General features: G+C 50.4%; 14 protein-coding genes and 1 pseudogene. All 15 read left to right on the top strand.

All coding sequences use genetic code 11. The annotated features are described in order from the left end of the window. The first annotated feature begins 134 nt into the window (after positions 1-134). The 15 genes and pseudogenes from B9T62_RS16135 (at position 135) to B9T62_RS16070 (ending at position 14,236) form a co-directional block, all read left to right on the top strand. Entirely contained in the window at positions 135-395 is a 261-nt protein-coding gene (locus tag B9T62_RS16135) for a DUF3243 domain-containing protein (protein ID WP_087916196.1), read from the top strand. Positions 396-609: 214 nt separating this feature from the next. Further along, positions 610-1,377, top strand: coding sequence for a DUF3388 domain-containing protein (locus tag B9T62_RS16130; RefSeq protein WP_087916195.1), 768 nt, complete (start codon positions 610-612; stop codon positions 1,375-1,377). A gap of 27 nt (positions 1,378-1,404) precedes the next feature. Next, positions 1,405-2,367 carry a helix-turn-helix domain-containing protein gene (locus B9T62_RS16125; protein WP_087916194.1) on the top strand — a complete coding sequence of 321 codons (963 nt, stop codon included), beginning with the start codon at positions 1,405-1,407 and terminating at the stop codon, positions 2,365-2,367. Positions 2,368-2,451: 84 nt separating this feature from the next. Then, complete coding sequence (locus tag B9T62_RS40000; protein ID WP_169834394.1) at positions 2,452-2,613, top strand: hypothetical protein; 162 nt, start codon at positions 2,452-2,454, stop codon at positions 2,611-2,613. A gap of 224 nt (positions 2,614-2,837) precedes the next feature. Continuing rightward, entirely contained in the window at positions 2,838-3,329 is a 492-nt protein-coding gene (locus B9T62_RS16120) for a YajQ family cyclic di-GMP-binding protein (protein ID WP_087916193.1), read from the top strand. A 110-nt stretch (positions 3,330-3,439) separates the two neighbouring features. Continuing rightward, a complete protein-coding gene (pgsA, locus tag B9T62_RS16115; protein WP_087916192.1) occupies positions 3,440-4,027 on the top strand; it encodes a CDP-diacylglycerol--glycerol-3-phosphate 3-phosphatidyltransferase in 588 nt (195 codons plus the stop codon). Between the two features lie 53 nt (positions 4,028-4,080). Then, positions 4,081-5,367, top strand: a complete 1,287-nt coding sequence (locus B9T62_RS16110) for a competence/damage-inducible protein A (RefSeq protein WP_087916191.1) — start codon at positions 4,081-4,083, stop codon at positions 5,365-5,367. A 323-nt stretch (positions 5,368-5,690) separates the two neighbouring features. Continuing rightward, on the top strand, positions 5,691-6,752 hold the full coding sequence (gene recA, locus B9T62_RS16105) for a recombinase RecA (protein WP_087916190.1): 1,062 nt from the start codon (positions 5,691-5,693) through the stop codon (positions 6,750-6,752). Between the two features lie 109 nt (positions 6,753-6,861). After that, a complete protein-coding gene (locus tag B9T62_RS16100) occupies positions 6,862-7,599 on the top strand; it encodes a regulatory protein RecX (protein WP_087916189.1) in 738 nt (245 codons plus the stop codon). A gap of 280 nt (positions 7,600-7,879) precedes the next feature. Beyond that, a complete protein-coding gene (gene rny, locus B9T62_RS16095; protein ID WP_087916188.1) occupies positions 7,880-9,421 on the top strand; it encodes a ribonuclease Y in 1,542 nt (513 codons plus the stop codon). Between the two features lie 137 nt (positions 9,422-9,558). After that, complete coding sequence (locus tag B9T62_RS16090) at positions 9,559-10,353, top strand: TIGR00282 family metallophosphoesterase (RefSeq protein WP_087916187.1); 795 nt, start codon at positions 9,559-9,561, stop codon at positions 10,351-10,353. A 202-nt stretch (positions 10,354-10,555) separates the two neighbouring features. Further along, positions 10,556-10,816 carry a stage V sporulation protein S gene (locus B9T62_RS16085; protein WP_036656334.1) on the top strand — a complete coding sequence of 87 codons (261 nt, stop codon included), beginning with the start codon at positions 10,556-10,558 and terminating at the stop codon, positions 10,814-10,816. An 88-nt stretch (positions 10,817-10,904) separates the two neighbouring features. Further along, a pseudogene (locus tag B9T62_RS16080) lies at positions 10,905-11,869 on the top strand (dipeptidase). 139 nt (positions 11,870-12,008) lie between these two features. Continuing rightward, positions 12,009-12,581: a phosphate propanoyltransferase gene (pduL, locus tag B9T62_RS16075; RefSeq protein ID WP_087916186.1), complete on the top strand. Its 573-nt coding sequence runs from the start codon at positions 12,009-12,011 to the stop codon at positions 12,579-12,581. Between the two features lie 221 nt (positions 12,582-12,802). After that, positions 12,803-14,236: a DEAD/DEAH box helicase gene (locus tag B9T62_RS16070; RefSeq protein WP_087916185.1), complete on the top strand. Its 1,434-nt coding sequence runs from the start codon at positions 12,803-12,805 to the stop codon at positions 14,234-14,236. Positions 14,237-14,455 lie beyond the last annotated feature (219 nt).

The raw sequence follows: 14,455 nt of genomic DNA, 5'->3' as shown, positions 1-14,455 counted from the left end.
GGGAAGCTGGAGAAATGCTCCAGCATAAGAAATACGGAGCCGTGACATATTAATAGTGTTGCTATTAAATCTCACGTAAGGCGGCGGATATCTGTAACCGGGTATCTGACCGTAAACATGAAGGAGGATTTAAGATGTCAACGGACTCCGTAATTAAGAATTTTGATACCTGGAAAAGCTTTCTCGGGAAACGGGTCATTCAGGCTGAAAAAATGGGGATGAATGATGAAACCATCTCCAAGCTGGCTTTTGAAATCGGGGAATTCCTCGATAAAAAGGTCGATCCGGCAAACACCTCGAACCGGGCTATCAAAGAGCTGTGGGATGTTGGTAATGATGCCGAAAAGCATACTATTGCCACTCTCATGGTCAAGCTTGCGAAAGAAAACGCATAGGCTTCACGGAACAAGCTCCCCTCGCGGGAGCTTTTCTGCAATTATTACAGCCGTGTCCTTGTTTTTCATTTTTATTTTATATATCATTAAACGTGACCCGTGTCTTTGGACCGTTCTGCCTATCAGCAGCGGAGGCCTTTTATCAGGATTGGCTGAGCCGCTTCTACTTCGCATGTGGCAAAACGCAGGGAAAAGGAATCTATGAGGTGTAGAAGTGGAGTATAAACAATGGTACATGGAATACAAGATACACAAAAACAGACCCGGTCTGTTAGGTGATATCGCTTCCATGCTGGGGATGCTTGAAGTCAACATCCTCACAATCAATGGCGTTGAAGGCAAAACCCGCGGAATGCTGCTCGAAACCAATGATGACGACAAAATCATGCTGATGGGCGAAATGCTCAAAAAGGTGGATAATATAACCGTCACCGCGCTGCGCACCCCAAAGCTTGTAGACAAGCTTGCTGTGCGTCACGGACGGTACATTGACCGGGATTCGGATGACCGGAAGACCTTCCGCTTTACCCGCGACGAGCTAGGACTGCTGGTTGATTTTCTTGGTGAATTGTTCAAAAGGGAAGGCAATCAGGTAATCGGACTGCGCGGGATGCCGCGTGTGGGCAAGACGGAATCGATCATCGCAGGCAGCGTCTGCGCCATGAAGCGGTGGACCTTCGTATCTTCCACCCTGCTCCGCCAGACGGTTCGCAGCCAGCTGGCCGATGATGAGCTGAATCCGAACAATGTATTTATCATTGACGGTATTGTAAGCACGATTCGTTCCAATGAGAAGCATTATAATCTGCTGCAGAATGTGATGAGCATGCCAAGCACCAAGGTGATCGAGCACCCGGATATTTTTGTGCGGGAGTCACAGTACAGCTTCGATGATTTCAATATCATTATTGAACTGCGCAGCAATCCGAATGAAGAAATTCTGTATGAGACCTTTACTACAAACTATAGCGATGATCTATAGAGCCACTATGAAAGAGGAGGTGATGGTATGTCGGAACTGGGCCGGCAATTGAAGGAGGCACGCCTGCAAAAAGGGATGAGTCTTGACGATGTCCAGGAAGTAACAAAAATTCGCAAAAAATATTTAGAAGCCATCGAAGCGGGGGATTACAAGGTGCTGCCGGGAAGTTTTTATGTCCGGGCCTTTATCAAAACCTACGCGGAGGCGGTGGGCGTTAATCCCGATGAACTACTGGAAGAGCACGGGAATGTGCCTGCGCCTCCGGTGGATACCACCATGGAAACCGTCATTCAGAAGCGCAGTCGCAGGCCGGAAACGGAACGTAACAATAAATGGCTGCCTACGCTGCTGATGTGGACCTTCCCGATATTGATTGTTGCGGTGATCTACATGTATGCTTCGAGCTTAAATAAGCCAGACCCTGAAACAGCGCCTCCGTCAAGCATGACGGACGAGCAGCAGGACCCGGCTAAGGTGCAGCCGTCTCCCACGGCGGCTGGGGGCGGTGTAACAGCGCCATCGGCATCGCCGGGAAGTGAAGGGGGCGAGGCGACTCCGGGAGCCACCGTAGCGCCTACAGCTTCTCCTGAAGTATCTCCTACCCCTTCGCCAGAGAGCGGTGCGGTTACTGTCACTGAAGACCGGAAGTCAGGCAAGACGACTATTTTCAAGGTAGCGGCACCGACCGGGAGTCAAGTAGAGGTTAAGATTGAAGCTACCGGCAAGAGTTGGCTTGAAGTGTACAACGGGGAGAACTCCAAGGGTGAGAAGCTGTACTTCGACAACACGGAAGCCGGCTATAGCGGTACCTTTGTCCTGGGCAGCGAGAACATGTACATCAAATCCGGTTATGCGCCAGCTACGGCAATTACAGTCAACGGCCAGCCTGTTACCGACGGCAAAACCTCGTCGCGTATTCTGCTGGAACTGGACAACAGCGGGGCAGAAACCGGCAGTAACACTGGAAGTGATGAAGCGGCAGGCGAATAAGAGGGAACCTGTATAGACTTTGGCATTATGGAGAACCTAAAACTGATTTAACAGTTCTTACGCCAAAGTGAGGTGTTTTCTCTTATGACCGTCAGTTGGATCGTAACAGGACTGGGCGTGATCGTCAGTCTTCTCGGATATTATTTGATGCCGAACGCCTGGGGTTATGGAATTCTTGGCTTTGGACTGGCACATATTGTGCTGGGGTTGCTGGACATGTTCCGGTCCCCTGCCCGCAGCAGATAGAATCCGCTGAATGAACGTCTCCCGGAAGCTGGTTCGGGGGACGTATTTTTGCCCTTAGAGACTTGAGGGATATTGCTCCCGCAGTTGGAGCCGGTTCACGGAAAGCTCCACCTGGTGGGGCTGTTTTGTGTGCCGGAGGATGAAGTGCTTATACATAATTAGACTTGCGAGTCCCTTTCTCATATAATGGTAGCAGAATAAATGTATGCAAAGGACGTGGAGTAATGAGTTCGGAAAGTTCGTTTGATATTGTATCCAAGATGGATATGCAGGAATTAACCAACGCCATCAACCAGACGGAGAAGGAAATCGACAACCGCTTTGATTTCAAGAACAGCAAAAGCAGTCTGAAGCTGGAGAAGGATGCCCTCATCATCGCTTCGGAGGATGAATATAAGCTGAATGCGGTGATTGATATTCTGCAGACCAAGATGGTGAAGCGGGGCATTACCCTGAAGAACCTCGATTTCGGCAAAATAGAGCCGGCTTCCATGGGAAGCGTACGTCAACGCCTCGGGCTTAAACAGGGGATTGACCAGGACAACGCCAAAAAGATCAACATTCTGATCCGTGACTCCAAGCTGAAGGTGAAGAGCCAGATCCAGGGTGACCAGATCCGCGTAACCGGCAAGAACCGCGATGATCTGCAGCAGATTATCCAACTGCTGCGCAAGGCGGATTTGCCGCTGGATTTGCAGTTTAATAACTTAAAGTAACGGCGGAGCCGTTCTGATGCCCCGCATAGCTGATCAGCTGCTTGCGGGGTGATTTTTCCTAAATGTAGGATTGTAAAAGAGAAATGAAAGATTCAAGGGGAGGAACTTCAGTGAATTTGCCCAACCGTATCACACTTGCCCGCATTTGTCTTATCCCGATAATGATGTTTTTTCTGCTGGTTAATTTCAGTTTCTACCCTGAACCTATACACTGGGGCTCGTTCCAGCTATCCTTCAACCACCTGATTGCGGCAGTAATCTTCCTGCTTGCCGCCAGTACGGACGGAATAGATGGCTATATTGCCAGGAAATATAATATGGTCACCAATCTGGGCAAGCTGCTGGACCCGCTCGCGGACAAGCTGCTGGTTTCGGCCGTGCTGATCTCGCTTGTCGAACTGGGCAGATGTGATTCACTGCTTGCTGTGATTATTATCAGCCGGGAGTTTGCTGTAACCGGACTGCGCCAGGTAGCGCTGCTGGAAGGCAAGGTCGTCGCCGCGAGTAAATGGGGCAAGATTAAGACTGTTGTCCAGATTGTAGCGATCTCGCTGCTGCTCCTGAATAACTTCCCGTTCCAATTTATCAGCATTCCGGTGGATGATATTGCAATCTGGGCGGCAGCCCTGATTACGATTTACTCCGGAGTGGATTATTTCGTAAAGAACAAACACTTGCTGCAGTTGCATAATTCTTAGAACTACTGACACTCTCAACTACCCACAGACCCTATAGGAGGCATGAGCCAGCTATGAAAGCAGAAATCATCGCAGTTGGTACGGAGCTTTTGCTTGGCCAAATCGTAAACAGCAACGCGCAGTTCCTGTCCGTGGAGCTTGCTGCCCTTGGAATCGATGTGTATTTCCAGACTGTGGTCGGCGATAACAGCAGCCGTCTGCAGGAGGCTATAGAGATTGCCCGCAGCCGTGCGGATGTGATTCTGTTCACGGGAGGCATCGGGCCTACGGAAGACGATCTTACCAAAGAAGCGCTGGCTGCTTCACTCCGCCGCTCGCTGCATATCGACCAGCTGGCCATGGACCATGTCCAGCGTTTCTTCGATGAGCGCAAGGTATTTATGACCGAGAACAATCGTAAGCAGGCAATTATCATTGAAGGCACTACACCGCTGGCCAATGAAATCGGACTTGCGGTCGGGCTTGCTTTTGCTGAAAAGGATAAATATTATATCGTTCTGCCCGGACCGCCGCGCGAGATGAAGCCCATGTTCACCGACAAGGCCAAGCCATGGCTGCAGCAGCATGCGCTGACGAATGAAATGCCGATCTACTCCAAAATGCTGAAGTTCGCCGGGATCGGCGAATCGCTGCTGGAGGACAAGCTGATTGACCTCATCCACAGCCAGACGGACCCTACCATAGCTCCTTATGCCAAGGAAGGTGAGGTTACCGTCCGCATCTCAACCAAAGCGCCTTCCGAGCGTGAGGCGATGGAGAAGCTCACCGTGCTTGAGGAGCAGATCAAGGCAATTCTGCCTGAACATATGTATGCCAACATCGATGTGCCGCTGGAGCAGCTGATTGTGGACTGGATGGCGGATGCGGGGCTGACGCTCAGTGCAGCGGAGAGTTGCACCGGAGGCCTGCTGATGCAGAGTATCACCAATGTGCCGGGCAGCGCATCGATGTTCAAGGGCGGCATCGTCTGCTATTCCAATGAGATGAAGATGAAGCTGCTGAATGTTCCAAGCGCATTTCTGGAAGGCGTGGATGCACCCGGAGCGGTAAGCCGTCAAGTAGCCGAAGTGCTAGCCGAGCAGGTGAGAATGACGGCTGATACGGATTTTGGATTGTCGGTGACAGGCGTTGCCGGTCCGGGGTATTCCGAGCGCAAGCCGGTAGGTCTGGTGTTCGTCGCTATTGCAGAGCGGGGCAAGGCAACCGAGGTATTCGAGCTGAATCTTAAGGGAACCCGTGAGAATATCCGCCTGCGCTCCGTGAAGGCACTGCTGTACCGTCTATGGCGGAGACTTGAGGAGCGCAGGGTAGCTACACCGCTTGAAGGCTCGGACTTGTAATGGCAGCTGTGCCCAGTATATAATTAGATCATACGGAAGAACCGTGGCACTGAGTTATCTTTGCTGCGGTTTTTTGTATAATTATAAGCATTCTCAACAATAATCCGTTACAAAACGCAGGTCAGAGGTGTCTTGGGACACGGATCAAGAATTCCGGTGAAGCGCAGAAATCGAGCTGGCTTCTATATCCGGAAGGAGGCTTACAATAAAAGGGATAAAACGCCCCGGGAACAAAAAAAACGAATGTATGTTCGAAAAAAAGCTTGGCAAGACCCCGGTAACACGTTATTATATTACTATAAACAGTGAAGGAAGTGGTCTGATTGTCAGATCGTCGTGCAGCGTTGGATATGGCGCTTCGTCAAATAGAGAAACAATTTGGTAAAGGTTCGATTATGAAATTGGGAGAATCCACGCATATGCAGGTGGAGGTTGTGCCCAGCGGAGCTTTGGCCCTTGATATCGCACTTGGAATAGGCGGATTCCCTAAAGGCCGGATTATCGAAATATACGGGCCAGAATCGTCGGGTAAGACAACGGTTGCGCTTCATGCTATTGCAGAAGTTCAGAAGCTAGGCGGACAAGCTGCATTCATCGATGCCGAGCATGCGCTTGATCCGAAGTATGCCAAGAACCTTGGTGTAAATATTGATGAGCTGCTCCTGTCCCAGCCGGACACCGGCGAGCAGGCGCTTGAAATCGCTGAAGCGCTGGTACGCAGCGGCGCGGTAGACATTATTGTCGTTGACTCCGTAGCGGCTTTGGTTCCGAAAGCAGAAATCGAAGGAGACATGGGCGATTCCCACATGGGTCTGCAGGCGCGTCTAATGTCGCAGGCGCTGCGCAAGTTGTCTGGAGCAATCAGCAAATCCAACACCATTGCCATCTTTATCAACCAGCTGCGTGAGAAGATCGGCGTAATGTTCGGCAACCCCGAAACAACACCGGGCGGACGCGCATTAAAGTTCTACTCTTCGGTACGGCTGGATGTGCGCCGCGTAGAGAGCATCAAGATGGGTAACGATGTGGTGGGCAACCGTACCAAGATCAAGGTTGTGAAGAATAAGGTGGCTCCTCCGTTCAAGCAGGCTGATGTCGATATTATGTACGGCGAAGGAATTTCCAAGGAAGGCAGTCTTGTGGACATGGGTACAGACATGGACATCGTCATCAAGAGCGGGGCATGGTACTCTTATGAGGGTGAACGTCTGGGCCAGGGACGTGAGAATGCGAAGCAGTTCCTGAAGGAGCATCAGGATATTGCGCTTATTATCGAGAACAAGATCCGTGAAGCAAGCAATCTCAGCACGGTTGTCGCAGCTCCTAAGGAAGCAGATCTTGCTGCCGAAGAAGAAGAAGAGAAGCTGTTGCTTGAAATTGAATAACTAGCCATTCCAATAATTCAGTTGAACAGTATGAACGCCCTGTGAATGATTTCAGCAGGGTGTTTTTTTCTTAAAATATATCTTTTGTATGCAATGAGGTGAGCTCACTATGGTTATACAGCTGGATATGGAGTTCGAGGAACATGAAGATGACCAGGTGCTTGGTGATTTTCCGGAAGATACACTACTTGAGATTACCAAGGTGGAACGTAAGAAGAAATCAGATCGCCGGTATGTGATTCATTTTGGAGTTTACAATATGACTGTTCATGAAGATGTCATGATTAAATATCGGATGATTACAGGGAGCAGCTTCGTCAAAGCCGATCTGGAGGAAATCGTTGTCGCCGACGAACGCCAGCGGGCTTATGTGGAAGGTCTGCGTTACCTGGAACGCAAGCCGCGGACAGCTATGGAAATCACGCGTCGTTTACGGGAGAAAGAAATAGGAGAGACTATTATAGGCGAAGTGGTCCAGCGATTGCAGCAGGAGCGACTGGTAGATGATCCGCTGTATGCCAAGCAATGGGCCGAGCAGCGGATCACCAATCAGCGTAAAGGCAAGATGTGGATCAGGCAGGAGCTGCGGGAGAAAGGCATAGATAAATCGCTGATCTCGGAAGCGCTGGAGAACATCAGCCCGGAGCAGGAGCTGGAGAGCGCACTGCAGACGGGGCGCAAGAAATGGAATCTGATTCGCGGAGAGGTTCAGGACAAGCGTAGAAAGACCGGTGCTTTCTTAATGCGCCGCGGTTTCTCGGGCGAAATGGTACGGCAGGTGCTGAATATGCTGCTTCAGGAAGAGAAATACGAAGGTGAAATAGAGGAAACTTATGACACCGATTGATTGTCTTGACTTTAATCTGTATTTCATCTCTATTGACAATGTCTTTTTATAAATAATAAAATATAACATGAATCGCCATAAAATCAGGCTCCTTTTTCCTTCCCAAAAGAGGAGACTTTTATTACGGTTCACGTACAACTCATATGAAATGTAATCGCCGGATAAGGCGGGCAGTGTGCTTAAGCACCATGTGCAGGATGTGCAGTAGGGCAAAACGAAATTTCAACTGCACAAATTCCCAGGATAAACCTGGAGGAAGAATCAACGAGGAGGTGAACAGATGGAGTATTTGATCTGGGTCCTTATCATTCTCGTTGTAGCTGCATTATTCTTTTGGTTGGGTTATTCTATTCGTAAATCCATTGCAGAAGCTAAGATTTCAAGTGCTGAGAAGGAAGCCGTAGTCATCGTGGACAACGCGAAGAAAGAGGCGGAGGCGCTCAAGAAGGAAACGGTGCTGGAAGCTAAGGACGAAGTCCATAGAATCCGTGCCGAAGCTGAAAAGGATACTCGTGAACGTCGGAATGAAATCCAACGGCAAGAGAGACGTTTGCTGCAAAAGGAAGAATCGCTGGATAAAAAAATGGAATCGCTCGAAAGAAAAGAAGAACAAGTAGCTAACAAAGAGAAACGAATTGATGAGACCCAACAGCAAATTGATGTTATTTACAAAAAACAAGTCACTGAGCTGGAGCGTATCTCCAACCTCAGCATTGACGATGCAAGAAGCATTATTCTCAGCAATGTAGAGCAAGAAGTTCGCCATGAAACGGCTCAGATGATCAAAGAAATTGAGCAGCAGGCGAAAGAGGAAGCGGATAAGAAGGCCCGCGAAATCATCACCCTTGCCATTCAGCGCTGTGCTGCCGATCATGTGGCTGAAACCACAGTATCAGTAGTTACTTTGCCGAATGAAGAGATGAAGGGACGGATTATCGGCCGCGAAGGCCGCAATATCCGTGCACTGGAAACTCTTACTGGGATTGACCTGATCATCGATGATACGCCGGAAGCGGTTATTCTATCCGGATTCGATCCGATCCGCCGCGAAGTGGCCCGTACGGCACTTGAGAAGCTGGTGGCCGACGGCCGTATCCATCCGGCGCGTATTGAAGAGATGGTGGAGAAATCCCGCAAGGAAGTGGACGAACGGATTCGCGAATACGGTGAGCAGGCTACCTTCGAGGTAGGCGTTCACGGCTTGCATCCGGACCTGATCAAGATTCTGGGACGTCTGAAATTCCGTACGAGCTACGGTCAGAACGTATTGAAGCACTCCATGGAGGTTGCTTATCTGACTGGACTGATGGCCGGTGAGCTTGGGGAAGACATCGTGCTTGCGAAACGTGCCGGTCTGCTGCATGATATCGGCAAAGCGCTGGATCATGAAGTGGAAGGCTCTCACGTCGAAATCGGCGTAGAATTGGCTAAGAAATACAAGGAACATCCGGTTGTAATTAACAGTATCGCTTCTCACCATGGAGACTGCGAAGCAACTTCTGTCATTGCCATGCTGGTTGGTGCCGCAGATGCATTGTCAGCTGCACGTCCTGGTGCCCGCCGCGAAACACTGGAAACGTACATCAAACGTCTGGAGAAGCTTGAGGAAATCTCCGAATCGTTCGAAGGCGTGGAGAAATGTTATGCCATTCAGGCAGGCCGTGAGGTCCGCGTAATGGTGCAGCCCGAGAAGATTGATGATGCGGAAGCTTTCCGTCTGGCCCGCGATATTACGAAGAAAATTGAGAGTGAACTGGATTATCCGGGACACATCAAGGTCACCGTTATTCGCGAGACCCGGGCAGTGGAATACGCTAAATAAGCAAACAAGCATAATTGCTGCAAGAAATATAAGACTAAAGCATAAGGTGAAACTTATACTTTCTTATATCGAAAGTAAATCGGCCCCTACGCGGGGCCTTTTTTCTTTGATAGAGAGCACATTAGGAGGAGATTAAGATTAAAGTTTTATTTATTGGAGATATCTGCGGCAACACGGGCCGAAAGGCGTTGCGTGAAATGCTGCCTTCACTGAAAACCAAATATCAGCCACATATCATCATTGTCAACGGCGAGAACGCTGCCGCGGGTCGGGGGATTACCAAAGCTATTGCCAATGAGTTCTTCAACTGGGGCGTTCACGGGATTACAATGGGCAATCATACGTGGGATAACAAGGATGTTTTCGAGTTCATCGACGATGAGCCGCGGCTGATCCGTCCGGCCAACTTCCCGCCGGGAACACCGGGCAGGGGGTATACCGTGGTTAAAGGCGGCGGCAAGGAGCTGGCCATTGTGAACCTGCAGGGCCGCACTTTTTTGCCGGCGATTGACTGCCCGTTCCGGACGGGTGAAGCCATTGTCGAGGAACTGCGCAGAGAGCATAACTGTATTCTGGTGGATTTCCATGCGGAAGCGACTTCCGAGAAAATCGCCATGGGTTATTTCATGGATGGCCTGGCCTCGATCGTAGTAGGGACGCATACCCATGTGCAGAGCAACGATGATGTTATTCTGCCCGGAGGGACCGCGTATTTGACGGATGCCGGCATGGTTGGTTCAAGTGAAGGAATACTGGGTATGGAGAAAGATGCAGTAATCTACAAGTTTACAACCCAGCTTCCTGCGAGATTCGTAGTCGATGAGGGCAAATGGCAGCTGCACGGATTGTTCGCGGAATTGGATGAAGCCACCGGCAGAGCTACACGGCTGGAGAAGATCAGACTTCGCGAAGATGAATGGGTGATGAGCTGACGATAAGCTGACCTAATTTCGGTATCTCGGGGAATTTCGTGGAAACTGGGTAAATTGTGATATTTTTAATATCGGAAAACCGTAACTTTTGTACCAATTTCGCTGAAATGGTTCGCAAAAAGAAGGAATTATTTCTTCGCTCGCGAATAACATCTACAGTAGTGGAAGAACACCAACATTTTTCCCAGGGGAGGTACTTACTATGGATGTATTAAAAGTATCAGCAAAATCCAATCCAAATTCCGTCGCCGGCGCTTTGGCGGGTGTTCTTCGTGAACGCGGAACAGCTGAACTACAGGCTATTGGAGCTGGAGCACTGAATCAAGCAGTCAAAGCCGTTGCCATTGCCCGGGGATTTGTAGCGCCTAGTGGTGTAGATCTGATCTGCATTCCTGCTTTCACAGACATTGTTATTGATGGCGAGGACCGAACCGCAATTAAGCTTATCGTAGAGCCCAGATAATAGATTAATAGTATGGTTGGATTAAACCTGTCTGCAATAGTGGATGGGTTTTTTGCTATATTGCGATAGGAAAGGCAGGTCCTTGATGATGAGAGCCGACAAGCTGCAAGTTGCGGATTTCCATTGTGATGTACTGAGTAAGCTGCAGGTGTTCCCGGAATTGGATTTCGGCAGTGATCCCCGCCTAGATGCCAGTGGCGATCGGTTGGCCGCAGGGGGGTGAGTCTGCAATGTTTCGCTATCTATCTGTCTGCTGGTTATGGCCGGCCTGCCTTTGAGCGGGTGCTGGGGCAGATCGAGTTATTCAGAGATAAGGTAACAGGCTCAGGAGGACTGCAGTGGCTGCGCTGGCGGGATGAAGTGCATAAATGTGAAACAGGACCCGGAAGCTGGGGAATGCTCTCTCTGGAGGGCGTAGACGGCCTGGAGGGCAACCTGTTCTATGCCCAGCTGTGTTATGAGCTTGGAGTGCGATTTCTGGGGGTGACCTGGAATTACGCCAACTGGGCGGCTGACGGGGTGCTGGAGGTGCGCAATGGCGGATTTACGCAAAAAGGACGGCAGCTGGTGGAATGGTGCAACAAAAGCGGGATGCTGCTGGACGTGTCCCATCTGTCAGAAGCAGGCTTCTGGGAGCTGACGGAGCTGAGCGCACACCCGTTTATTGCATCACACTCCAATGCGGCCGCCATCTGCGGCCATCCGCGCAATCTGCAGGATGCGCAGATTGAAGCGCTGATCCGCAAGGGCGGGCGAATCGGACTGACCTTTTTCCCTTGGTTTGTAAGGGAGGACGGTAAGGCCAAAATGGAGGATCTGCTGAAGCATATTGAGCATATCTGTGCACTGGGCGGCGACAAGCAGCTGATGTTTGGATCAGATTTTGACGGCATTGACTCCTGGGTAGAGGGACTGGAGCACCCTGGCCACTATCCGCAGTTCGCCGAGCTGCTGCTGCGCCATTATCCGGAGGAATCGGTCAGAGGCTGGCTATATGGCAATGCCTGCTCGTTCCTGGCGGCCCATTTGCCGCAAAGACCTGCCCAAACGTGACAATTTCGTTCCGAAATGAGAATTTGTCGAAAAAAGGATGCCCAAAGTGAGGGGGATCCTTTTTATTTTGGGGTAAGAAGAGGTATAATGTTCAATGGCTTGTACAGATACTAGAGAAAATACAAGGAGTGACTTTACAATGAGCAAGACTGTACCCGTAGGTGTGTCGGCCCGACATATTCACCTAACGCAGGAGCATGTGGAAGCGTTGTTTGGCGCAGGTTATCAATTGACTGAGTTCAAACCGCTCTCCCAACCCGGACAATTCGCCGCCAATGAGCAGGTAGCGGTTATCGGCAGCAAAGGCAAATTCGACAAGGTCAGAATTCTTGGACCTGCACGACCGGCCTCCCAGCTGGAAATTTCCCGCACAGATTCGTTCGCGCTTGGCGTGAAGGCACCTGTTCGCGAATCCGGCAATATTGAAGGTACACCAGGCATTACCCTTAAAGGACCAGTCGGTGAAGTTGAACTGGAAACGGGTGTAATCATCGCAGCTCGCCACATCCACTTCCACACCTCCGAAGCTGAAGCCTGGGGCATTGCCGACAAGCAATTGCTTAAGGTTCGCCTGGGCGGAGACCGTGGTCTTGTTCTGGAGAATGTGCTTGCCCGCGTATCCGACAGCTTCAAGCTTGATATGCACATTGATACGGATGAAGCAAACGCTGCAGCAGCCAACAATGGCGACACAGCTGAAATTTTAGACTAGACTTATCTTAGAAGAAGAGCGGGGAGAAATCCCTTGCTCTTTTTTGCTGCAAAGAATTTATATGTTTCACGCCATAAGTTACCTTCTATTTCTCGCAGAGACGGCGAAGCCGTTTCTGCTTGCCCTATCTATTTAGCTTCAGATATGTTATCCTTATGTGTTGTTTGATAAAATGACGTTCGAGGATTCACAATATATGTATTAGAAATTAAGGAGACCCCATGACATTTAACGAATTGAATCTTATACCCCCTATTCTAAAAGCTCTCGCCAAAGAGAACTATACTTCGCCCACGCCGATTCAGGAGCAGTCGATTCCGGCTGTGCTGGCAGGCAAGGATCTGCTGGGCTGTGCCCAGACAGGTACAGGCAAAACGGCTGCATTCTCTTTACCAATCATTCAGCTGCTGAGCCAGCAGTCCCATAAACCGGGCACGATGCGCCGCATCCGCTCGCTGATCCTGACGCCAACGAGAGAACTTGCGCTGCAGATTGCCGACAACATTCAAGCTTACAGCCAGTTCACTACAATGCGCTGTACAGCCATCGTAGGCGGTGTGTCCCAGAAATCACAGGAACGTGCGCTGAGCCAAGGGCCGGATATTCTGATTGCCACACCGGGCCGTCTGATTGACCTGATTAACCAGAAACGTGTAGATCTGCAGTTTGTGCAAATTCTCGTCCTGGATGAAGCAGACCGCATGCTGGATATGGGCTTCATCAATGACGTGAAGAAGATTATTGCCAAGATGCCAGCCAAGAAACAGACGTTATTCTTCTCGGCAACCATGCCTCCGGAGATCAATAAGCTGGTCAAAACACTGCTGGTAGATCCGGTGAAGGTCGAAATTACACCTGTATCTTCCACCGTGGACCGGATTGAGCAATATATCTATCTGATGGAGGATGGCAACAAGCAGAACCAGCTGAACAAGCTGCTGCAGGATCCATCGATTGTTTCAGCGCTTGTATTTACCCGCACCAAACGCGGCGCGGACCGTGTGACCCGTGATCTGACCAAGGTGAACGTATCAGCCCAGGCGATCCATGGCAACAAATCGCAGAATGACCGCCAGAACGCACTGCGTAATTTCAAGAGTGGAGCAACCCGTGTGCTTGTGGCAACCGATATTGCGGCACGCGGGATCGATATCGATGAGCTGTCCCATGTGATTAACTTCAACCTGCCGAACATCCCGGAAACCTACGTGCACCGGATTGGACGGACAGGCAGAGCGGGCTTAAGTGGAACGGCAATCTCCTTCTGTGAGACAGAGGAACTGCCATTCCTGAAGGATATCGAGAAGCTGATCGGCAAGAGCATTCCCGAGATCAAGGACCATGCTTATCCGATGAAAAACAAACCACAGGCTGCCAAATCACAGCCTTCCAAGCAGGCTGCCGGTCGATCCGGCTCCGGCAGACCGGCAGCAGCCGCTAGCAAGCCGTCTGCGGGCAGACCGTCCTCCGCGAAGCCAACAGCAGGTGGAAGACCTTCCGCAGCCACAGGCGCGAGATCAGCCGGTACAGCGTCGGCATCTGCCAGACCTTCCGGCGCGAAGCAGACCGATTTCAGACCGGCTGCAGCCAAGGCCAACCCATCGTCGAAGCCGAAGAAACAATGGTTCTCCCAAGACAGAAAAGTCAGTAAATAATTGTATGTAACAGCCGCCGGGATGGGATCCTGGCGGTTTTTTGCTGCGTATATTTCCTGAATGCAGAAATGCTGGAGGCCAAGCCTGCCTGAGTATCGAGCGCACCCCGGCCTAACAGTTAAGTGCAAACCAGCAACTAATTTCGTCTCATTTCAGACTTTCAACTAGTTTTAGTGCAAAAGTGCATCTAATTCTGCCAAATTGAGCAGTTAACGCTCC

The organism is Paenibacillus donghaensis (assembly GCF_002192415.1).
Lineage (GTDB): Bacteria > Bacillota > Bacilli > Paenibacillales > Paenibacillaceae > Paenibacillus_AQ > Paenibacillus_AQ donghaensis.
Note: the sequence above shows the minus strand (reverse complement) of the source record. Positions and strands in the feature narration are given on the sequence as shown.

Bases quoted from the DNA above. Each gene is read 5' to 3' on its own strand.
- B9T62_RS16125 (WP_087916194.1), top strand. From the start codon at position 1,405: ATGTCGGAACTGGGCCGGCAATTGAAGGAGGCACGCCTGCAAAAAGGG.
- pduL (WP_087916186.1), top strand. From the start codon at position 12,009: ATGAGCAAGACTGTACCCGTAGGTGTGTCGGCCCGACATATTCACCTA.
- B9T62_RS16100 (WP_087916189.1), top strand. From the start codon at position 6,862: ATGGTTATACAGCTGGATATGGAGTTCGAGGAACATGAAGATGACCAG.
- B9T62_RS16135 (WP_087916196.1), top strand. From the start codon at position 135: ATGTCAACGGACTCCGTAATTAAGAATTTTGATACCTGGAAAAGCTTT.
- B9T62_RS16120 (WP_087916193.1), top strand. From the start codon at position 2,838: ATGAGTTCGGAAAGTTCGTTTGATATTGTATCCAAGATGGATATGCAG.
- B9T62_RS16110 (WP_087916191.1), top strand. From the start codon at position 4,081: ATGAAAGCAGAAATCATCGCAGTTGGTACGGAGCTTTTGCTTGGCCAA.
- rny (WP_087916188.1), top strand. From the start codon at position 7,880: ATGGAGTATTTGATCTGGGTCCTTATCATTCTCGTTGTAGCTGCATTA.
- B9T62_RS40000 (WP_169834394.1), top strand. From the start codon at position 2,452: ATGACCGTCAGTTGGATCGTAACAGGACTGGGCGTGATCGTCAGTCTT.
- B9T62_RS16070 (WP_087916185.1), top strand. From the start codon at position 12,803: ATGACATTTAACGAATTGAATCTTATACCCCCTATTCTAAAAGCTCTC.
- B9T62_RS16085 (WP_036656334.1), top strand. From the start codon at position 10,556: ATGGATGTATTAAAAGTATCAGCAAAATCCAATCCAAATTCCGTCGCC.